The 20,914-nt window shown below is 51.7% G+C and carries 21 protein-coding genes, 1 tRNA gene and 1 pseudogene; 14 read left to right on the top strand and 9 right to left on the bottom strand.

Features of this window, described 5'->3' with window-relative positions:
- Window positions 1-163 precede the first annotated feature (163 nt).
- Together BG910_RS12990 and BG910_RS06470 are read left to right on the top strand one after the other, a co-directional pair.
- The gene (locus BG910_RS12990) at window positions 164-289 is read left to right on the top strand and encodes a hypothetical protein (protein ID WP_269766449.1); all 126 of its coding nucleotides are present in this window, start codon (window positions 164-166) and stop codon (window positions 287-289) included.
- A gap of 202 nt (window positions 290-491) precedes the next feature.
- Entirely contained in the window at window positions 492-740 is a 249-nt protein-coding gene (locus tag BG910_RS06470) for a hypothetical protein (RefSeq protein ID WP_157694042.1), read from the top strand.
- Here the strand turns inward: BG910_RS06470 and BG910_RS06465 are convergent.
- Window positions 726-1,352 carry a hypothetical protein gene (locus BG910_RS06465; protein WP_089036135.1) on the bottom strand — a complete coding sequence of 209 codons (627 nt, stop codon included), beginning with the start codon at window positions 1,350-1,352 and terminating at the stop codon, window positions 726-728. The genes BG910_RS06470 and BG910_RS06465 overlap by 15 nt on opposite strands.
- A 501-nt stretch (window positions 1,353-1,853) precedes the next feature.
- Between BG910_RS06465 and BG910_RS06460 the strand changes: the two genes are divergently transcribed.
- From BG910_RS06460 to BG910_RS12985, 10 genes and pseudogenes are all read left to right on the top strand, one after another.
- Window positions 1,854-2,633: a hypothetical protein gene (locus tag BG910_RS06460; protein ID WP_232462164.1), complete on the top strand. Its 780-nt coding sequence runs from the start codon at window positions 1,854-1,856 to the stop codon at window positions 2,631-2,633.
- 5 nt (window positions 2,634-2,638) lie between these two features.
- The gene (locus BG910_RS06455; protein WP_089037173.1) at window positions 2,639-3,007 is read left to right on the top strand and encodes a hypothetical protein; all 369 of its coding nucleotides are present in this window, start codon (window positions 2,639-2,641) and stop codon (window positions 3,005-3,007) included.
- Between the two features lie 83 nt (window positions 3,008-3,090).
- Window positions 3,091-3,228, top strand: a complete 138-nt coding sequence (locus tag BG910_RS12270) for a hypothetical protein (protein WP_157694023.1) — start codon at window positions 3,091-3,093, stop codon at window positions 3,226-3,228.
- Window positions 3,229-3,246: 18 nt separating this feature from the next.
- Window positions 3,247-3,423 carry a hypothetical protein gene (locus BG910_RS12560; protein ID WP_198344762.1) on the top strand — a complete coding sequence of 59 codons (177 nt, stop codon included), beginning with the start codon at window positions 3,247-3,249 and terminating at the stop codon, window positions 3,421-3,423.
- A gap of 126 nt (window positions 3,424-3,549) precedes the next feature.
- Entirely contained in the window at window positions 3,550-4,083 is a 534-nt protein-coding gene (locus tag BG910_RS06445) for a TrbM/KikA/MpfK family conjugal transfer protein (RefSeq protein ID WP_089037172.1), read from the top strand.
- Window positions 4,084-4,113: 30 nt separating this feature from the next.
- A complete protein-coding gene (locus BG910_RS06440) occupies window positions 4,114-5,010 on the top strand; it encodes a nucleotide-binding protein (RefSeq protein ID WP_332457767.1) in 897 nt (298 codons plus the stop codon).
- 1 nt (window position 5,011) lies between these two features.
- Window positions 5,012-5,455, top strand: a complete 444-nt coding sequence (locus BG910_RS06435; protein WP_089036133.1) for a hypothetical protein — start codon at window positions 5,012-5,014, stop codon at window positions 5,453-5,455.
- A gap of 7 nt (window positions 5,456-5,462) precedes the next feature.
- Window positions 5,463-5,720 carry a lipopolysaccharide heptosyltransferase gene (locus tag BG910_RS06430; protein WP_089036132.1) on the top strand — a complete coding sequence of 86 codons (258 nt, stop codon included), beginning with the start codon at window positions 5,463-5,465 and terminating at the stop codon, window positions 5,718-5,720.
- The gene (locus tag BG910_RS06425; RefSeq protein ID WP_089036131.1) at window positions 5,720-6,052 is read left to right on the top strand and encodes a helix-turn-helix domain-containing protein; all 333 of its coding nucleotides are present in this window, start codon (window positions 5,720-5,722) and stop codon (window positions 6,050-6,052) included. Before BG910_RS06430 ends, BG910_RS06425 begins: the two co-directional genes overlap by 1 nt.
- Window positions 5,953-6,960: pseudogene (locus tag BG910_RS12985) on the top strand (tyrosine-type recombinase/integrase); the annotation flags it as partial. The gene BG910_RS06425 and the pseudogene BG910_RS12985, both read left to right, overlap by 100 nt.
- A 34-nt stretch (window positions 6,961-6,994) precedes the next feature.
- Here BG910_RS12985 and BG910_RS06415 read toward each other — a convergent pair.
- The 8 genes from BG910_RS06415 to BG910_RS06380 form a co-directional block, all read right to left on the bottom strand.
- A tRNA-Lys gene (locus BG910_RS06415) sits at window positions 6,995-7,070 on the bottom strand.
- Between the two features lie 111 nt (window positions 7,071-7,181).
- Window positions 7,182-7,643, bottom strand: a complete 462-nt coding sequence (locus BG910_RS06410; RefSeq protein ID WP_089036130.1) for an outer membrane protein assembly factor BamE — start codon at window positions 7,641-7,643, stop codon at window positions 7,182-7,184.
- Between the two features lie 62 nt (window positions 7,644-7,705).
- Window positions 7,706-8,959: a YadA family autotransporter adhesin gene (locus BG910_RS06405; protein ID WP_089036129.1), complete on the bottom strand. Its 1,254-nt coding sequence runs from the start codon at window positions 8,957-8,959 to the stop codon at window positions 7,706-7,708.
- A 472-nt stretch (window positions 8,960-9,431) separates the two neighbouring features.
- Window positions 9,432-10,103 (bottom strand): histidine phosphatase family protein, encoded by a 672-nt coding sequence (locus tag BG910_RS06400; protein ID WP_089036128.1) that lies wholly within the window; start codon window positions 10,101-10,103, stop codon window positions 9,432-9,434.
- Window positions 10,104-10,356: 253 nt separating this feature from the next.
- Entirely contained in the window at window positions 10,357-11,088 is a 732-nt protein-coding gene (locus BG910_RS06395) for a LytR/AlgR family response regulator transcription factor (protein ID WP_089036127.1), read from the bottom strand.
- A 171-nt stretch (window positions 11,089-11,259) separates the two neighbouring features.
- Window positions 11,260-12,213 (bottom strand): tRNA glutamyl-Q(34) synthetase GluQRS, encoded by a 954-nt coding sequence (gene gluQRS / locus BG910_RS06390; protein WP_089036126.1) that lies wholly within the window; start codon window positions 12,211-12,213, stop codon window positions 11,260-11,262.
- A 118-nt stretch (window positions 12,214-12,331) separates the two neighbouring features.
- On the bottom strand, window positions 12,332-15,022 hold the full coding sequence (gene glnE, locus BG910_RS06385; RefSeq protein WP_089036125.1) for a bifunctional [glutamate--ammonia ligase]-adenylyl-L-tyrosine phosphorylase/[glutamate--ammonia-ligase] adenylyltransferase: 2,691 nt from the start codon (window positions 15,020-15,022) through the stop codon (window positions 12,332-12,334).
- Between the two features lie 134 nt (window positions 15,023-15,156).
- Entirely contained in the window at window positions 15,157-18,069 is a 2,913-nt protein-coding gene (locus BG910_RS06380) for an Rne/Rng family ribonuclease (protein WP_089036124.1), read from the bottom strand.
- Between the two features lie 649 nt (window positions 18,070-18,718).
- On the opposite strand from BG910_RS06380, the gene BG910_RS06375 reads away from it, so the two are divergent.
- Window positions 18,719-19,714, top strand: coding sequence for an RluA family pseudouridine synthase (locus tag BG910_RS06375; protein WP_089036123.1), 996 nt, complete (start codon window positions 18,719-18,721; stop codon window positions 19,712-19,714).
- Window positions 19,715-19,884: 170 nt separating this feature from the next.
- Window positions 19,885-20,856 (top strand): ParA family protein, encoded by a 972-nt coding sequence (locus BG910_RS06370; protein ID WP_198344844.1) that lies wholly within the window; start codon window positions 19,885-19,887, stop codon window positions 20,854-20,856.
- Window positions 20,857-20,914: the final 58 nt, after the last annotated feature.

Below are 20,914 nucleotides of genomic sequence, written 5' to 3'. Positions count from 1 at the left end.
GACGCGTGTCCGGTAACACGCATTTTCAGACGGCCTCGCACGCCGTCTTCGGTCTGTATCCAGACCCAAGCCCGTTTGATGAAGCGGGTTTCAGTATGGATGCAGTCATTATAGCACTAAGACTGCTGTAATAATGACAAAAGTTATTTTTAGGAGGGTTGAAATGGAAACCAAGTATTTTGTGTCTGACGACGGCAACCGTCATGGTTTGTTTGATTCGCTTGAACTGGCTGAGCATTATATCTTGAAGAAGAACGGCTGGACGGACAGCGAGATTGCCGAAAAATAGGCGTTCGTAAAAGAAGAAGCCCGAAAATACGGCGGAGACCCGTTTTCTTCTAATGGCCGACATTCGCTGTGGTTTATAGACGAACTGAAACTTTCAGACGGTCTGATTATGGAAGTGGACGGTTTACCGTTTGATGATTTCGTCGAGAGTATCAGCGCGGAACGCGGAACGGAAGAGTTTGCGGAAACGAAACGGCGGCTGGTTGGGTATTATTTGGGAGGGTGAGATGGGGCTTGATGATTGGATAAGGCTGACTGCACTGTCCATCGGTATATTGAGCCAGCTTATGGGTATAGCCATAGCCGTATTCCGCTATTCAATGAAAATTGATTTAAAAATGATTCTTGTAGCAATGACCAACCTGATGATTATATGGATAATATCCGAGGTTAACATTTGGTTACTTATGGATCTGGGGTGGTGCAAAGGTTGCATCTCATGGTTTGAGTGAGTGATATTCCTGTATTTCCAATTCGAAGGGGAATTTCCATATGAACCGGTAGCAGGATTCTCTGTTTTTACGGATAGCAGGGCTGCCTTGGTTTGGGTGGCAATCCGAATAGTGGTAAGTATCCAACATCAGCAGCCATCGGTCATATTTGACGGCTTGGTCATGAGCTATCGCAAGAAAATACCACATGACGCAGAATGCGATTGCATAGATGCCGTTTTTCAGGGATTTTAGAAGCCGTTTTTCCCAGAGGCTGATGAGAAAAAATTTCAGGCAGTTCCATAAAAGCGGAAGTGTCAAAAACGTGCAGGTGGTAACGGCTGTCCATGCGGTAACCGAATGGTTGAGATATTCCGGGTAAATGCCGTATTTGCTGTTGAAATGATGGGTGGCCGATATTTTGGCAAGAAACAGCGCGATGGCTGAAGTTACAAAAAGCTGCCATGTCCATTTAAATTCCTTTGCCACTTCTGCACGGTTTTCCCATAGTTTACAGATGGAAAACAAGACGCATAAGGCTGCAAACAGAGGGATGTTTTGAATCAAAAAAAGAGATCCGACAATAACAGCGATAATGGTGTTCTCAAGCAATTCGGCTTGGTTGTTTTTCATGGGCGTTTCCAGTTTCGTGAAAAGAGAAGATGTGGTAATCCAATCTTAACACGGGCAGCGGAATGCCCGCCTATGCAAAGGCCGTCTGAAAGTATGTTTCAGACGGCCTTTTGTTCTTACCGTCGTTTCAGACGGCCGGCAACTCAGCGGCCGGGTAACAAAAGACTGAGCGGTTACGATACCGTAGCGTGTGTGATGTCCTGTACAAGCACTTTGGCCGTGAACCAATTATCAGCAGCGGCAGCCTTTGAACAATCGCGGTTTCGGGTCTTATCAGCCCGTTGCTGTTATATCCGTGTGCGCTGATAACGCTGGCTACCGGCGACAGGTCGGGGAGCAGGTGCAAGCCCTGCTTTTTTAAACCGACTTACTCGGTTTTACATTTCAACTGTAACGGGCACTGTCCAACAAATGGAAAAATTCTATATCATCGGCTATGTGGAATTTTTTTTGTCCGCAGAAAATCTTATACAATTACCGGAAATTTAAGAAAGGTTTAAAATGGCTGTTGCAGCTACTCTCGCACCAAGTGCTCTCCAACGGCTTTACCGCGCATTGGAAAAGCCGGAACCCTCTTATTTATTGGTTTCGGGTTTGGAACGTGATGCCAAGTCTTTATTGGCAACGCCGCACGGTAGTGTAGGTTACATGATTTTAGGTATGCTTGATGCCATCAGTAACCGGAAAACGGAATTTGATGAACATTTTGATTTGATTTCTGTAGCGGGAAGACCGGTAATGGAAAATTTTTTCCGGTTGAACGGATTGAATCGAATGGGTTTTTTCAATGAAGCTACGGAATATCTCAGGCAGATGTTGAATTCTGTGCAAAGTACGGACAATCCTGCTTACCTCAAACCTTTGGCACACATGGGAATGCTGTACGGATTTGTTGATGATGCCGGCTTGATTATCGGTCGCCTGAAACGAATGGAGTTGCTGGAGCCTGACCAGCAAGACGAATTGGAAAGAATTTATCTGCTGTTGAAACAAACCGGGGTTTCTCAGGCCGTCATGGCCGATACGGTTTTGGCCGCCAAAAAACTGCTTGCAGGAGAAGGTTTGCAGATTCCTACCTATTCTTTCGGTTATTCGGTCGAGCACGATATTTTTATTGAGTTGAAAATGGTTTGTTTTGAAAATAATACGGAACGGCTTGCCGAAGCAGATGAATCCCTGTCCCGTATGTTGGTCGATATGGAGGAATCTGTTGATGAAAATCTGATTAATTTCAGTATTTCTTGCCGTCCTTACAATCCCGGTTATGGAATAGGGAGCTGATGATTATGATTCATCCCCAAGATTTTGCAGACAGTGCGCAAGCCATGCTTGGTGAAAGCGAAGTATGTAACCGTAATGCGGTCAGCCGTATATATTACAGTGTTTATCACACGGGATTGAAGTTTGCTTTTAATGATTTGGGCTTTGCATATAAAACGGGTATGTCTCTCCATAAGCAGCTTATTGATTTTTTCAAATGCCAAGATCGGAAAGATTTGAAGGTTATAGGCCGTCAGATGGAAAAGCTCAGAAATGCTAGAAATGAAGCGGATTATGCGCTTGACAGCTATGTTTCGCCTGAGGATGCCAAACTTGATGTAAGACTGGCATTGCAAACTATTTCTCAAATCGAACAGATGCAAAAGCATCTCTAGAATTTTTAATGTGCTTGCAAAAGCCGTCTGAATATGTGTTTCAGACGGCTTTTTCTTTACTCTTAAAACCGAAAGGAACCTTTATGCTGGAGAACTTTGAAAAACGCCTGTTGGCCGATTTTCTCGGTGAACATTGGCAGATGTTTGTGGATTTTTGTGAAATGAACGGTAATGCCGGATACGCGGATGCCATTGCCGACAAGTTGGAAAACCAATCCTGAATGTGAAAGGAGATTGAAATGTTTGCGAAAAAAAGCCGTCTGAAAAAATGTCGTGAACGTCTGCTCGGACGTTACGGTTCGATGAAGGATGCGGCCAAACAGGTGGATTTGCTGATGCGCGGCAATATGGATTTGTGTGTGAACATCGTGCAGGTCGGCCGTCAATTTGAAGTCCGCGCAATCGCGTGGCAATGAAAAAACCGCTTTGTTTCCAAAGCGGCTTTTTCTTGAGAGAAATTGATAATCTCGTAGGGGTACGGTGATTATCCTTTTTTTCGTCTATCAATGCAATATCTGCCGTTGTGCAGATGGGGAGTGAATATGAAGAAGTGTTTACTTGCGGCGGCTGTGGCCGTTGCACTGATGGCGGCTCTGCCGGCTCAGGCAGACGATCTGCTGACCGGTGATGTCCGTTTGGCTTGCGAGGCGACTTTGTGCCTGTCGTCGGGGGAGCGTCCCAGCGAGTGTGCGCCTTCGCTGAAGCGTTATTTTTCCATCAAACACCGCAAGCTGTCGGACACCATCAAAGGCCGTCTGAATTTCCTGAAGCTGTGTCCGGCCAGCAATGAAGAGAACATGCCGCAGTTGGTCGACGCGATTGCTCATGGCGCAGGTCGTTGTGATGCTAAGGAACTGAACCGCGTTATGCGTTATACGGTACAGGTTCGGCAATGTCCGCGTTATCACTATTCCCGTGATCGGGACAGTTGCCCGATTGTCAGCAAAACCTATATCCGTCCGTCTAAGCCGTCGTATTGCAAAGCTTATTTTGAGCATGGTTGGACGACGGCCGGTGATGCCGTCCGCTATGTCGGTGAAGAGAAAAATGGCGGTAAATGGGTGGATGTGCGTTAAGCTCACTCCTGCTTCAGCATTCGGCATAAAGTGTTAAAGCAGTTTTGGCAGCCTCAATCGGGGCTGCTTTTTTTACAAACGAAAGCCTGTTCGGACGAGCAGGTTTCTTTTTGTGAAAAACATACTCAAACAAAACGAAAGGTTTATGCCATGAGAGAAGTTCATTTCATCGTGCAAGGCAAAGGCGGTGTTGGTAAGTCGCTGTCCTCAACGATTCTTGCCCAGTATTTGAAGGCCAAAGCTGCTAATGATACTGTGCATTGCTTTGACACCGATCCGGTCAATAAGACGTTCAGCCGCTTTAAGGAACTTAAGCCTGAAATGGTTAAGATTCTGACGGAAAACAATACCATCAATACCCGTGTGTTTGACGGGCTGATGGAAAAAATCATCAATGAAAAAGGTATTGGTGTGGTGGACAACGGCGCGGCTACATTTGTGCCGCTCATGTCATACATTGCAGAAAACCATGTTGACGAGTTGCTGAAAGAAGAAAAAATACGTCTGGTACTACATGTGCCGGTAACGGGCGGGCAGGATTTGCGTGACTGTCTGTCCGGTCTGAAACAGACCGCCGAAGGGATTGATGCCGATATTGTGGTTTGGCTCAATGAATACAAAGGCGAAATCAAAGCACCTGACGGCAAAGGGTTTACGGAACTGCCTGTCTATCAGGAACATAAATCGAAAATTATCGGCATGATCAACATGGGGCTGCGCAATCCCGATACCTACGGTAAAGACATTGAAGTGATGGTCAGCAACAGTTTGACTTTTGACGAGGCCATCCGGTCGTTCGGCATTATGGAGCGTCAACGCCTCAAAACCGTTAAGCGCGAGTTGTACGAACAGTTGGACAAGATTCCGTTATTGACTACCGAGACGGAGCCGGTAAAAACCGCGAAACCAAACGGACAGGAAGCATGATATGGCTAAACAGGCAGATGATGTAGAAGCCATCATTACCGATGTATTCCGAGTATCCGGCATCAAACTGACGGCAGATGACCCCATTATTGCCGTTCTGTTGGTGCAGGAAGCCCGTCTGAAAGCCTTGTTTGAAGAGCAGCGTATCGGTATCCAGCAAGGCTTGGCCGAGTACGCGGCGGAAATGGACGATGCGCTGAAAGAGACGGTGGCGGCGGCGAAAGAGTTAAAAACCTATCGTGAACAGATTCTGGCGGACTTATTGGCCAAAAGCGACGGGCAGCTTCAAGATGCCGAAGGCCGTATTTATGCGGCCATGCAGCCGAAGATTGCGGCGCAGAACAAGGCATTGGCAGACGAAATTGCCGCTAAGATGAACCGGTCTTGGTTAGTGGCTGCACTCATTAGTTTGGGTGTTTTCTTTGCACTTCTGAAATTTATTTAGGAACGCTATGCTGACAGAGGAAAAGAAGGTAGTTGCCACGGTGAAAGTGGCCGCATCGTTCACACCGGCTGAAGAACAGTTTCCGCACTATCGTCTGGTTCCACTGGATGCAGACAGGCAGGGTTATCTCTGCCTGCTTTTCTATATTAAGCCGGGCAGCTTTCTGATGTTGGAGCCGCGTATCAAACGATATGCGGCAATCAGAAAGCTGACTTTGCTGTTGGAAAATGCGGTGTATCCGATTTTTGAAATTGGGAGGGTTTGATGCAGCTCACATTTAATGTTGTTGAAGCGGCAGCATACTGCAAATGTCATCCTGAAACCATTCGGGAACATATTCGGGAAGGCCGTCTGAAAGCATCCAAACCCGGCCGATCCTACTGTATCACCAAGTCTGCACTTGACGCATTTCTCACTGATTTGGAAAATGCACGGTTGCAGGCTTCACTCGAAAGCAGGAGTGAAGAAAAATGCCGATTTACAAACGAAACAATGGCATATGGTATGTTGACATCACAACGCAAAGCGGCCGCAGAATTCGACAGTCTGCTGGCACTAAAAACCGTGAAGAAGCCCAAAGGCTGCATGACAAACTAGCCTATGAGCTGTGGCAGCAGCATTATTTGGGGCAGAAGCCCGAACGGCTGTGGGAAGAAGCAGCCGTCCGATGGATTAAGGAACAGGGAGGCAAAAAGAAAAGCATCAAAGACGACATCAGCCGGTTACGCGGCCTGTCCCAGTTCCGAGGGATTTTGCTGCATGATATGAGCCGTGATTTCATTATGCAGGCCGTCGGCAGTATGACCTGTTCCGACAGTACTAAAAATCGTTATCTCGCGCTTATCCGTGCCATTTTGAACAAAGCCGCGCATGAGTGGCAATGGTTGGACGATGTACCGAAAATCACGTTATACCGCGAAGCCAAACGGCGTATCCGCTGGCTGACGCAGAACGAAGCGCAGAATCTCATTGCCGCCTTGCCCGAGCACCTAGCCGATATGGCGGTTTTCAGTTTGGCTACGGGTTTGAGGCAACGGAACGTTTTGGAGTTGAAGTGGGCGCAAATAAACCTGAGCCGGAAAACGGCTTGGATTGATGCCGACGAAGCCAAAGCCGGACGTGCAATCGGTATTGCACTCAACCGGACGGCACTTGGCGTATTGGAAAAACAGATGGGGAAACACCCGTCTTTTGTTTTTACCTATCCGAACGGCCGTCCGGTGAAAAGTATCAGTTCGCGCATTTGGAAAAATGCTTTGGAAAAAGCCGGCATATCCGATTTCCGCTGGCATGACTTGCGCCATACTTGGGCAAGTTGGCTGGTTCAGGCAGGTGTACCGTTGGCTGCGTTGCAGGAGATGGGCGGATGGGAGAGCATCAGTATGGTGCAGCGGTATGCCCATCTTGCACCGGAACATCTGCACGAACATGCTGCATTATTGGACGGTGCCGGTCTTGGTTTCGGCACAAATCAGGCACACCCCAAAATAGGAGGTGGCAAAGAAAAAAGCCTAAACGCTTGTTTAGGCTTGGAAAAACTGGTGGGTCGTGAAGGATTCGAACCTTCGACCAACGGATTAAAAGTCCGCTGCTCTACCGGCTGAGCTAACGACCCGATAAGCTGGGTATTATAGAAATGCGGCCGCGCCCCGTCAAGCCGTTTTCAATAAAAATACAGAAAAAAAGGCCGTCTGAATTTTCAGACGGCCTTTGGTTTTACACCAAATTATTGGCGGATGCGCGCAGGAGTCGGAGGCGCAACTTCGCGGATGATGACTTCGCGAACCGGCTCTTTAGGTTTCGGGCCGCAACCTTCGGGCAGCCAGAAGAAAGATTGCGCGTTTTTGTTTTTGTCGAACAGGATTTTGTATTGGCAGATTTTGTGTTCGCCGTTTTCACGGTAGTTGAACACATAATCCCATTCGCGCACGCCGTACAGGCCTTCGTTGAAGTGCGGGCGGCCGATCAATTCATAGATTTGGTCTTTGTTCATGCCTGCCTCGATTTGGCGCACGTTGTCCCAGTTCGGCCAAGTGCCGTCTTGAGTACCGTTGTGGCGGAAAGTCGTTTTATTGACTTCAGGCCATACCGGATTGTCGGTCGTACCTTCTTTGGTCACTTTGCTCAAGTTACAGGCAGACAGCGCCAGAGCAGCGATTACAGGCAATGCGATTACTGATAATTTCATGATTTTTTCCTTTCACATAATTCTTCAACGCAGACCGTCTGAAAAACGGCCCGCATGGTTTCTTACCACTGATAGCCTACGCTGCCGCCCCAGTTGACGTGTTTTTGGGTATCCACGCCGACGCCGGTTTTGATAGACCATTTGTTGTTGTCAGAATTACGCGCATAGCCGACAGCAACGGCTTGTTGACCACGGTAACCGCCGACAGCGGCAGATACTTGGCTCTTACCTGCTTCGTTCGGACGTTGCAGGAAAGCCATCGCAGTCGCACCGGCGATACCGGCACGCAGGTCTTTATCCATGTCGTCCACACGCTCTTTCAGGCCGTTGATGTCGCCGTTGTTGTTGATAATTTGCTGTTGCAGACCATTAGCTACCTGATAAAGTTGGCTGCCGTTGATAGCATCGGTAGAGTCGGCAGTAATGCGGCCTGCTGCCACATTGGTTACAGTGCGTTCGGAACCTGAAGAACCCACGCTTACAGTAGCAACAGGGTTGGTACCGGCAAAACCGCCATAAGATACGCCGTTAACAGTTGCAGAATTGGTGCCGACAGCGGCAGCGGTAGTAGAGTTAGAGCCTAAAGCAACAGAGTTTTCTTCGCTTGCTTGAGCGTTACGGCCGATGGCAACAGCCTGACCGCCGGTTGCTTTAGATTGCAAACCTGCTGCAACGCTGGCTGCACCGGTTGCTTGCGAAGCAGAACCGGTTGCAACGGCGTAGTTGCCGCTGGCCAATGCACCGGAACCGTTGGCGACGGAAGCAAGGCCTGCTGCTCGGGCTTTAGTGCCGGTTGCGGTTGAGTTTGCACCTGATGCGATAGCGCCTTGACCCAGAGCGGTGGAAACAGCGCCGGAAGCAGTTGCGGCAGTACCGAAGGCAGCAGAAGAAATACCGCTTGCATTTGAAGCAGAGCCTACGGCAGTTGCGCTTGAGTTGGTTGCTTTGGCGTGTTGGCCTACGGCAGTTGTTTGGTTGGCAGTGGCTTGCGCCCAGTTACCGAATGCAGCAGCGGCAGTACCGTTTGCATTTGAGTAAGAACCGGAAGACAGAGCGGCATTTCCGGTTGCAGTAGAGTTTGCACCTGCGGCATATGCGCCTTGACCGTTGGCAGCAGCTTTATTGCCGATAGCGGTCGCATTGATACCGGTTGCGGTTGCATCGCCTAAGGCTGAACCACCGGTCAGTTTGACGTACTTGGAGAGGTTGAGGTCGGCAGCGAAAGCAGCAGTCGTCATTACGCCGACGGCAGCCAAAACAGCAACCAGTTTTTTGCTTGCCACACCCTGTTGGGTAGTGTGTGTTTTACGATTCATAATTATCTCCCTGATAATATATAAAGATATAAACATAACACAACGCCTCCGCATAATGTTATTGACATTAAACTACCGATTATCTAAAATTACTACCACTTAATTCAAAATAAACGGTTTTGCCGGGATGCAGGTTATATTTAGACCAAAAAAATTAAGTTAAAACAAATATGTACTAAACTTAATCTAGAAAAACAAATTCTATTATATGTAAGCGAAACTTTTCAATTATTTTATTTTTTTATTGCATTGATTTTTTCATTAAAAATTACTAATCAAACCAGGGATAATCAGCACAAACAATAATGATAAAAGCATATCAAACTTTTCACATTATTATTTGATATACATGTTTTCAAACTTATATGCCGATATTTCCCCAATCTTCAGTATTTAATTTCCTTGTAAACATATAGGCCGTCATGAACAGTTTTCAGACGGCCTATGCTTTTTGCTTGAATTTCAAGAGTATTCAATTTGAATGTAAGAAACTTTCACCGATGGTACTAATACACCATAAACCGTTTTCACATGAAATTCTTGAAACTGTTGTATTTTTGATACTTTTATATGGCGTAGATTGCGGATTTATGCTTTTTAGGATTCCGGTTATTGACATTCCGTGTGACACCGCCAGCACTTTCCCGCCGACAGGTGATTTTTGTACGATAAGCCGCATTCCTTCTTGCAGACGCGTCATGAATTGCGCTTCATTTTCCGCCAAACCCAGCGGATCCGAACGGCTGACACTTTCGGCAAGTAAATGGCGGTCGGCGCTGCGGTAGGCTTCCAGCCAGCGTTCCATATCGGGATAACCCCGTTCGGCGGCAATCCGGCAGTGAAGAACATCGTGCAGCTCTCCCTCGAAACCGCCGAAACAGTATTCGCGGATTTCGTCTATGGTTTCCAACGGCAGACTGCCCTGCCCTTTGGCCGACAGAATCAGCCGGGCAGTTTCGGCGGCACGCGGGCTGGGGCTGGAAAATGCGGCATCAAAGGTTACTTTGCCGGCCAGAGCACGTCCTAAGTCTTCCGCAGCTTGACGACCCTCGGGTAAAAGCGGCGAATCGCTCCATCCTTGCAGGCGTCCTGTGGTGTTGAATACGGTTTTTCCGTGGCGGACAAGGTAGATTTCCAATGACATTATGCGGTACTCCTTATTATTTTGGCTTTCAGCTTCGGTTTGGCTCAAAATCGGCAGCGGTCGGACTGCTGTAATCTGCCCTCGCTCCCTACTCTTTACAGGAGGACAGATGGTAAGAACGACAAAAGATTGTATCGAAAATCGGCTGCACCGTAGTCCGGATTCTCGAATCCGACAAAAGGTCGAAACTTCACGGAGCGTCAAAAGCCGTCTGAAAAAGTAAAACCCTGCGCTCGGGCAGGGTTTCTGTTTGTTACGTCTTGTCTTTCAATACGCGGCGGATGGCGGCGAGCTGGCGGCGGCTGACGGCGAGGGGTTTTTCGACGTCCAATACTTTGGCACACCATGTGGCGTTGCTTTCGTCTTCTTCATCGTCCATGCGGATCAGACAGTCGAGGGTGTGGCGGAACACAAGCGCGTTGCGGTGGACGCGGATGACTTTGTCGCCGAGCAGTTCTTCCCAATACAGCAGGGTTTTGGGCAGGTCGTAGCTGATGCCGTCGCCGGTGTAGAGATACACAGTTTTGTTTTCAGCCAAGAGGTAGCGCGCCTGCTGCCAGGGGATTTCCATCATGCGGTCGCGGCTGAAGACTTTGAAGTGGGTAAAGTCGTCGGCTTTTTCCTGATATTTTTTGCTGACCCGCTCTAATGCCGTCTGAAGACGGGTGAGTTTGATGGGTTTGAGCAGGTAATCGACCGCCGCCAGCTCGAATGCACGCAGGGCGTGTTCTTCGTAGGCGGTGGTGAAGATGATTTCGGGCTGGCGTTTGGCGACGCGTTTGATACGTTCGACCAATTCGAGGCCGGTAATTTCGGGCAGGCCGATGTCGGCAAATACGATGTCGGCTTCGTGTACGGCAAGCCAGTCGAGTGCGGGCTGGGCGTGGTGGAACACTTTGAGCAGCACGACGCCGCTTTCTTCCAACAATACCCGCAGCCGCTCGGCGGCAAGCACTTCGTCTTCAACAATAATGGCACTCGGCATTTCGGTTTTCTTTTCGTGTCAATTAAAAATCCGTCATGCGGCAGCGTACGGTTTGATTGGCCGTACGTCGCCGGAAATTTCCGTTTATTTTATCGTTAAAATCGGTAAAACCAAAATCCGCTTACAAATTTTAATCAATCAGATGATATTTCGGTTTTTGATGCAACATGTTCAGCCTGCATTTTCCGTGCAAATGCTTTCAGACGGCACTTTTCCCATATCCCAATGTTGCACGGCCCATGCGAGTAAATCTTGAGTTTTGTCAATTTCGGGCGCGGGCGGGAGGTTGAGATAGGAGGAAACCTGCCGCAGCAGCTTTTCGCGTGCACCCAAATCCAGCGTGGGAGCGAGGGTCTGTTTCGACCATTTCTGCCCGAGTTTGTTGACCAAAAGCGGCAGGTGGGCGTATTGCGGCCGGGGGAGGCCCAGGCAGCGTTGCAGATAAATCTGGCGCGGGGCGGAAACCAGCAAATCCTGTCCGCGCACGATGTGGGTAATGCCCTGCGCGGCGTCATCGGCGACGACGGCAAGCTGATACGCCCAAAATCCGTCGGCACGTAAGAGCACGAAATCCCCGATGTCGCGGGCAAGGTTTTGCGCGTAACGGCCGACGATGCGGTCGGTAAACGCAATGGTTTCGTCGTTGACGCGGATCCTCCATGCGGGCGGTTTGCTTGAACCCGAAGTGCCTGCACTTCGCTCGGCCGAAGAGCTTGCACTGAGCGAAGTCGAAGTGTCAGACGGCCGTTGCACCGAATCGCGGCAGCGGCCGTTGTACACAAAACCGTCCGCACCGGTTTGCGCCGCGGCCTGCCAGTCTTTGCGGCTGCAATAGCAGGGATAGACCAGCCCCGCATCTTTCAGACGGCCTAAGGTCTCTTCGTAAAGCGGGTAACGGCGGCTTTGGTAGGCGGTTTCGCCGTCCCACTCAAAGCCGAACGCTTCGAGCGTGCGCAAAATATCATCGGCCGCGCCCGCCATTTCGCGCGGCGGGTCGAGGTCTTCCATACGCACCAGCCAGCGCCCGCCGTGTGCGCGGGCGTCGGCGTAGGAAGCGAGCGCAGTCAGCAGCGAGCCGATGTGGAGCAGGCCGGTGGGGCTGGGGGCAAAACGTCCGATATACATATAAATTATAGTGTCTAAATATACAGGTTGGAGGGAACGGTTTTTCAGACGGCATTGGCAGATATTTCCAAACGGAGCGGCGTACGGTTACGCCGCTTTTGGGCGGCTAAAACCGCACCTACCGCTTCACTTCTTCCCCAAACACGTCCCGCCACAGTTTCCTCACGCTCTCGTAATGCCCCGTCAATTCTGCGTTGACTTCCACTTTTTCCGCGTCGCGCAGTTTGGTGTTGTGCTGTTGAAGGCGGTAGAAGCGGTAGGCGTTGCGGCATTGTCCGGCCAGGTTTTTGTCGATCAAACCGTAGTCGGCGGCGATGTCGAGCAGGGCGATGTTGCCGTAGTTGTCGAGCAAGGCGGGGTAGCGGCGGGAATGGGCGAGGACGAGGTATTGCACGGTAAATTCCACATCGACCACGCCGCCGCGGGCGTATTTGACGTTGCTGTCGGCAGGGGGATGGGAGGGGAACATTTTTTCGCGCATTTCGATGATTTCGCGCTTGAGGCCGTCTGAATCGCGTTCGGCGGTGAGGATGGCGGTGCGGATGCGGTCGAAGGCCGTCCGAATTTCGGGCTTGCCGCAGACGAAACGGGCGCGGGTCAGGGCTTGGTGTTCCCAAGTCCAGGCTTTTTCGCGCTGGTATTTTTCAAACGCGGCGAGGCTGTATGCCATGAATCCGCTGTCGCCTTCGGGGCGCAGGCGCAGATCGACCTCGTAGAGCGAGCCCGCGCCGGTGGGAGCGGAAAGCCAGTTGGTCAGGCGGCAGGCAAGGCGGGTGTAGGCGTCTTGCGCGTCGGGGTCGGCGTCGTCGTAGAGGTAAACGAGGTCGAGGTCGGAGGTGTAGCCCAATTCTTTGCCGCCGAGTTTGCCGTAGCTGATAACGGCGAACTCGGGCGTGTCGCGGTGTTTTTTCGGCATATCGGCCCACACGCGCGGCAGGACGGCGGCGATGACAGTGTCTGCGAGCAGGGAAAGCTGGTCGGATAGGGCTTCGACCGTCCACAAGCCCGCCAAATCCTGTACGGCGAGACGGAACACTTGCGCGTGTTGGAAGCGGCGCAGGGTATCCATCTGCGCTTCGGTGTCGCCGCCGCAGTTGTCGAGGCCGTCTGAAAGTTCGGCGGCGAGTTTGGACCAGTCAAACGCGGTGTCTAAAAGCTGGGCGCTGATGAGTTCGTCGAGCAGAATCGGGTATTGGGTAAGGTAGCCGGCGACCCACGCGCTCTGGCTCATGATTTGCGCGAGGTGGGCGAGGGTTTGCGGATGCTCGTTGAGAAAGGCGAGATAAGCCGAACGGCGGCTGATGTTTTCCAGAAAATCCAAGAGGCGCAGCAGCGTTTCGGTTGGATTGGACTGCGAGGCGGCGGCTTGGGCAAACAGCGGCACAACGGCGTCGAAGCGCGGCTGCGCGTGGGCGGATAGGTGGCGGTATTTGTTGCCGTTGCGGATGTTTTCCAAACGCGCGGCGACGGTTTCGGCATCAAAACCCGCGTTTTTCAGACGGCCCTGAAGCTCGGTTTCATCCGCACCGCGCTGCCACACCCACGCCCATTCACCCGCCGCGCCGTCGGCCTGCTCTTCGGGTTCGCTCAAAATTTCGTTGAAGAGCGCGTTCACTTTTTCACGATGTGCATTGAGGCCGTCTGAAAACGCCGCGTAATCGGTAAAACCCATACTTTCGGCCAGAAGCTGCTGCTGTTCGGCATTTTCAGGCAGCGTCTGCGTCTGCTGGTCATCCCAATATTGCAGGCGGTGTTCGACGTCGCGCAAAAAGCGGTAGGCCGCAAGCAGCGTTTCCACCGTTTCGGCGGGCAAAACGCCCAGCCCGCCCAATTTCAACAGCGTTTCCTGCGTGCCTTTCAGTTGCAGCGCGCGCATCTGCCCGCCGCGTATCATCTGGAAAATCTGCGCGATAAATTCCACTTCGCGAATGCCGCCCGCGCCGAGTTTCACATTGTTTTCCATGCCTTTTTTGCTGACTTCGCTGCGGATTTGGCGGTGCAGGCTGCGCATCGCCTCGTAAGCGTTGTAGTCCAAATACTTGCGGAACACAAAAGGCCGCACCAAGCCCTTAATATCATTGGGAAAAGGCGTAACCACACGCCCTTTGCACCACGCATAGCGTTCCCACTCGCGCCCCTGCTGGATCAAATACTGCTCGAGCGCCGTCTCGCTCAAAACCAGCGCGCCCGAATCCCCGTCCGGCCGAAGCCGCATATCCACGCGGAACACCCGTCCGTCGGCGGTAATGTCGTTCAACAGCGCAATCAGCTTCTGCCCGACTTTGGTAAAAAATTCCTGATTTTCCCGTTCGCGCCGCCCGTCGGTCACGCCCGACTCGCCATAGACGAAAATCAAATCAATATCGGACGATACGTTCAGCTCATAACCGCCCGCCTTGCCCATCGCTACCACGCTCAAATGCTGCGGCGACTGCGTATAACGCCCCATCGGCGTGCCGTAGAGATCCCGATAATACGCATAAGCAAAATCCAGCGCCGTATTGACCGCAAAATCGGCAAACAGCGTAATCGTGCGGGTAACTTCGTTTAAATCGCTGATACGGTTCAGATCGCGCACAATAATCTGCGACACCACATAACGGCGCAACCTGCGCAACTGTTTCGCCAGTTCCGCCTCGTCTTCATCGGCGCGGATTTTCGCCCAATCCGCAAAAGTCTGAAAATCCTCAAGATTCAAAACCTTGCCCAACATCGGCAGTAAAATCTCATCTTCCAGACGGCCTGAATCCAGATTGCGGGCAAGAAACAGCGAATAAGGGCGTGCGGCGGCGGTGAGGTCGGTAGTCATGGCGGGAATGTTTTGAAGATGGAAAACGGGGTAATCATAGCAAGGGTTCAGGCCGTCTGAAAGCAATCATGCGGTTTCAGACGGCCTCACGCAAAAAAGCCCGGCGTTTCCGTCGGGCTTTTCTTCGCTTTGCCTTACTGCTTTTCAGTTTCCACCAAAACCATTTCCACTTCGGTCAGGTCTTCGGCTTCGGCTTTCGGCACGTCGGCACGGCGCAGGACGGCGGGCTGCTCGGGCTGGAGCTGACCGGCAAACGCGGCTGCGGCGGCGGGGTCGGTTTCAACGAAGGTCAGTCCGCCCAAATCGGTCGGAGCGGCAATGGCGGGCCTGTCTGTTTCGACTGCGGCGGGTGCGGGGATTTCAGACGGCATTCCCTCTGCCACGACTTCGGCGGCGGCTTCGGCCTCTTTGGCGGCGTTCATCGCCAAGAGTTCTTCCTCCATCACTTCCACCGCGTGCACCTCTTCTTCGCCGGGAACGGCGGTCATCGGCAGAAAATCGCGCTCTTCTGTCGCCAACACCGAGGTAACGGCGGCGGAAACGCTGCCGACGGCGGAATCAATCAGCGCGTTGTCGTCGGCGGTGCTTTCTTCCACGCGGATGGTTTCGGGCACGTTTTCGGCGGCGCGGACGGCGTTTTCGGTATATAAAACCGGCTCGCTGACAAACACCGGCGGTGCTTCGGCGGCCTGCGCGGCTTCTTCTACGCCCGGAATCACGATGACCAGCGGTTCGCTGCTTTCGTTTTCAGACGGCAGGTTGCTCAGGGCAACGGTGGCTGCGGGCGCGGCGACGGCGATTTCCAGCGGCGGCTGTTCGACGGTTTCGCCGTAAACGTGGGCAACGGCGAAGCGCACTTTGTCGGCGGCGTCGCCGATATTCAGATACTGCTCGATTTTGGCGGCAGACGGAATATTGCGTTTTTTGCCGTTGCTACGACGGTTGTTGCGGTTACCGTTGCGGTCGCTCCGCTCTTCGCATCCGATGCGCTCGTTGCGGTTACGCTCGTTGCGGCGGTTGCGCGTTTCGCCGCTGTTGCTTTCAGACGGCATCACAGCGCTTTCGCCGGCTTCGGCGCCGGCCAATGCGGCAACGGGCGCGGCGTTTCGGTTATCGCGGTTATCGCGATCCCTACCCCGTCCGCGGTCGCGGCGGTTGCGGTTGTCACGGTTATCGGATTTGCCGTTTTCGCCGTTCGGCGCGTCATCGGCGTTCACTTCGACCACTTCGACGCGGCTGCTGTCGCGTTTGCCGCTGCGGCGCGGGTTTTGGCGGCGGTTACGGTCGCGGTTGCCGCCGCGTTCCGACGGGCTGCGTTTTTCAGCCGTTTCAGACGCGGGTTTGACTTCTTCGGCAGCGTTCGAACCGCCGAAAATCCTGCCCAACCAGGCTTTGAAGTTGTCCCACCACGAAGCCTGTTTGGTTTCGGCAAACGTCGGCGCAGGCTGGGTGTGGCGCACGCCTTTGACCGCGGGCTCGGGGCGGGCGGCTTTGGCTTTTTCGCTGCCGAACGGCTTGCTGCGTTCATCTTCTTCAGGCTCGGCCACGCGTTTGTAGCTCGGCTCGCCGTCTTCTTCCACGTCGTCGATGCGCACGCGGGTGATTTCGTAGTGAGGATTTTCCAGATGGATGTTCGGAATCAGTAAAACGGAAACGTCCAACCGTTCTTCCAAACCGAACAGCTCGGCGCGTTTTTCGTTCAACAGGAAAGTCGCCACATCGACGGGCACTTGCGCGTGCACTTCGCCGGTGTTGTCTTTCATCGCTTCGTCCTGAATCAGGCGCAGAACGTGCAGCGCAGTCGATTCGATGCCGCGGATAACGCCGGTACCGGCGCAGCGCGGACAGGCGACGTGGCTGCTTTCGCCCAAGGCCGGTTTCAGGCGTTGGCGGGAAAGTTCGAGCAGGCCGAAACGGGAAAGTTTGCCCATCTGCACGCGCGCGCGATCTTTTTTCAGCGCGTCGCGCAAGACGTTTTCCACGTCGCGCTGGTGTTTCGGGTTTTCCATGTCGATGAAGTCGATGACGACCAAACCGCCCAAATCGCGCAGGCGCATCTGGCGGGCGACTTCTTCCGCCGCTTCCATATTGGTTTTGAACGCGGTGTCTTCGATATCGGCGCCGCGCGTGGCACGGGCAGAGTTCACGTCAATCGACACCAGCGCTTCGGTGTGGTCGATGACAATCGCGCCGCCCGAGGGCAGGCTGACGCTGCGGGAAAACGCGCTTTCGATTTGGTGCTCGATTTGGAAACGGGAAAACAGCGGCGTATGGTCGGTATAGAGTTTCAGACGGCCTACGTTGCCCGGCATCACATAGCTCATAAATTCCGACACTTGGTCGTAAACCTCTTGGTTATCGACCAGAATTTCGCCGATGTCGTTGCGGAAATAATCACGGATGGCGCGAATCAGCAACGAGCTTTCCATAAACAGCAGATACGGGTCGTGATGCGCCGCGCCCGCTTCTTCAATTGCGCGCCAAAGTTGCAGCAAATAATTGAAATCCCATTGCAATTCTTCAACGCTGCGGCCGATGCCGGCGGTGCGGGCAATCAGGCTCATGCCGCGCGGCACGTCAAGCTGCGCCATCGCTTCTTTCAACTCCTGACGCTCTTCGCCCTCGATACGGCGCGAAACGCCGCCGCCGCGCGGGTTGTTCGGCATCAAAACCAGATAGCGGCCGGCCAGCGAAATAAAGGTGGTCAGCGCCGCGCCTTTGTTGCCGCGCTCGTCTTTTTCCACCTGAACGATGACTTCCATGCCCTCTTTGAGCACGTCTTGGATGCGCACGCGGCCGCCGTCGTAGTCTTGGAAATAACTGCGCGACACTTCTTTAAACGGCAAAAAGCCGTGCCGGTCGGTTCCGTAATCCACGAAACACGCTTCCAGCGACGGCTCGATACGGGTGATCACACCCTTGTAGATATTACCTTTGCGCTGTTCTTTGCCCAGCGTTTCGATGTCCAAATCCAGAAGGTTCTGTCCATCGACAATCGCAACGCGCAGCTCTTCGGCCTGCGTTGCGTTAAACAACATACGTTTCATGATAAATGACCTCGCAGGCATCAGCCCGTTTTTCAGACGGCCGACGCCCTGATTTGGCACCCGCGAGGCTGGAGCGGAAGCTCCGATAACCAGTATTCGAATTTTGGAAACCGCAGTGTTGCATGCCGCCTGAAAACGGCCATGTGCGGCCCGGGAATCTGCATTCCGCATCAAAAGGCCGCGCAAAAGCTGCGCCAAACCGCCCGATGCGGGCAAATCCCGATTCAGATAAAGAAGGTCATTAAAGAACATTCCACCGCTGCGGTTCCCCCGCACCGGCGCCGCCTGCGTGCCATCTTTCCAGCACCGTCAGGCCTAAACAAAATCCGTTTCCTGCAAAACCAATCAGGAAACCGGAACAACAACAGCCGTCATCTTCTTATTATCAGTCTGCCTCGCTTATCGTCGGAATATGCGCCGAGCCGGTGCTCTGATCCGTCTTAGTATTCGGAACGACAGGACAGAAAAATTCAAACTTAGTTAAATGCTCCCGCCCGCGGCCGGCAAGGGAACAACCCTTGGCGGACGGAAGGAAATGCTTTGCGGAGTGCGTTTTTAATATAAAATCTCGCTTTAACAGTAAATCCGTTTCAGACGGCCTTATCAACAAGCCGGCAACACGAAACGGACGCTTCGGATTATAGAGAAAATGCGTGCAATAAGCAAAGATTCGGCGGGCTTCCTCACCATCGGCGAACACGAAGCCGGCCAACGCCTCGACAACTATCTGATCAAAACCCTCAAAGGCGTACCGAAAAGCCATATCCACCGCATTATCCGCGCAGGCGAAGTGCGGCTCGACAAGAGACGCTGCAAGCCCGATACGCGTATCGAAGCCGGCCAAATCCTGCGCATTCCGCCCGTGCGAACCGCCGAAAAACAAAGGCCGTCTGAAAAAAATCCCCCCCCTGCCCGCGAATTCGACATCATCTACGAAGACGACGCCCTGCTCGTCATCAACAAACCTGCCGGCGTCGCCGTACACGGCGGTAGCGGCATCAGCTTCGGCGTCATTGAACAGCTCCGCCAAGCCCGTCCGCAAGCCAAATACCTCGAACTCGTCCACCGCCTCGACAAAGACACCAGCGGCCTCTTGATGATTGCCAAAAAACGCAGCGCACTGGTCAAACTTCACGAAGCCATCCGCAACGACCGCCCGAAAAAAACCTACCTCGCCCTCGGCGTCGGCAAACTGCCCAACGACCGTTTCCACGTCAAACTGCCGCTGTTCAAATACACCGGCGCACAAGGCGAAAAAATGGTGCGCGTCGCCGAAAACGGCCAGTCCGCCCACACGATTTTCCGCGTGCTCAACCGCTTTTCAGACGGCATCTTGCACCAAGTCGGCCTCTCCGCGCTGACCTACGTCGAAGCCACGTTGAAAACCGGCCGCACCCACCAAATCCGCGTGCACCTGCAGGCACAGGGTTGCCCCATCGCGGGTGACGAACGCTACGGAGATTATCAGGCCAACAGGCGTTTGCAGAAACTGGGCTTGAAACGGATGTTCCTACACGCCACCGAGCTGCATCTCAACCATCCGCTCACAGACGAAAAGCTGGTTTTACACGCCCCGCTGCCGCAGGATTTACAGCAGTTTTTACTGATGTTGGAACATCAAAAACCCGCATCACAGGCCGTCTGAAAGCGTTTTTTTCATATGTTAGGATTTACTGAGCAATCTGCTTACTAGTTTTCCGTAAACCTGTATAATACAAAAAACCAATTACAGAATATGGAGTAACTACTTATGACTATCGAAACTTTAAATTAAACGCCAAGAATCCATTGCCAATGGAAACGAACCGCCCTTAGATTTACCCAAACTCGATACTTATACTATTTAGTAATCTTAGAGGAGGAATAGGAAAAACTTCTTTAGCATTCAATCTATCTTTTTTAGCTAATAATGCATTAATCGTCGATACTTGCCCTCAAGGAAATCTTTCTTACTTCTTTAATAAAGATTATCAATTAAGTCCCAGCCTCTCTGTTAACGATATTCTTCGCCCTTACTTTTTACCGGGATTTGGATTTGCAACAAACACTTCCCAGTATATTGCAGAAACAAATAAATTTTTTGAGGGGAAAAATAATTACTTTATCAAATCTTCTAACGAACTTTATATTCTACCATCACAAATGGCTAACGCATTAGTACAAGCCCGTACTATCATGGGTTCGGCACAAGAGGAAATGATAGATAAAATGTTATACTCACTTAAAAGTGAAATTCAAAAAGAAAAACAAATCATTAATGCCGATAAATGCTTAATTGACACATCGCCATTCTTCTCCGGAGCAACACATTTAGCATGGCATGCAACCGATGCCTTAATTATTCCTGTTCGCACAGACCAGCAATCTATAAATTCTTTAAGACTGCTACTTGACATACTGACCAATCCAAATAGTGAGTTTCGCAGAACTCCTACTTCTGATAATCACACTCCAAAAATTCAGATGATTGTTTTGACGCACTGTGGCTGGTCAACAGTTGCGGGGGCACGAAACATCCCAAATCAGCAAACTAAGATGTTTTTAAAAGAAATTTATAATCTTATTGCAAGACAGATTAGCCTATTTACTACATCCAACCCTGCAAACCACATTGTTATGCTTGATGATTTTTTAGGTAGCGGAAGAATGTCAACTGCGCAGTCCAAACCTATTTTGTGTATGAACTCAGGAGAAACCATGTATATCAACAGAGTCAAAACTTCTGTCAATGAGTCTGTATACAAAATTCAAAATGAACTAAAATTCATCCATAACTCAATCTGGTAAGAAAATCGGTACTGCCTTTACCATCTTTTGGCAGTACCGGTTCTTTATTTGAAAATTC

The sequence above is a fragment of the Neisseria chenwenguii genome, from assembly GCF_002216145.1.
Taxonomy (GTDB): Bacteria; Pseudomonadota; Gammaproteobacteria; order Burkholderiales; family Neisseriaceae; genus Neisseria; species Neisseria chenwenguii.
This window is presented reverse-complemented; position numbering and strand designations above follow the sequence as displayed.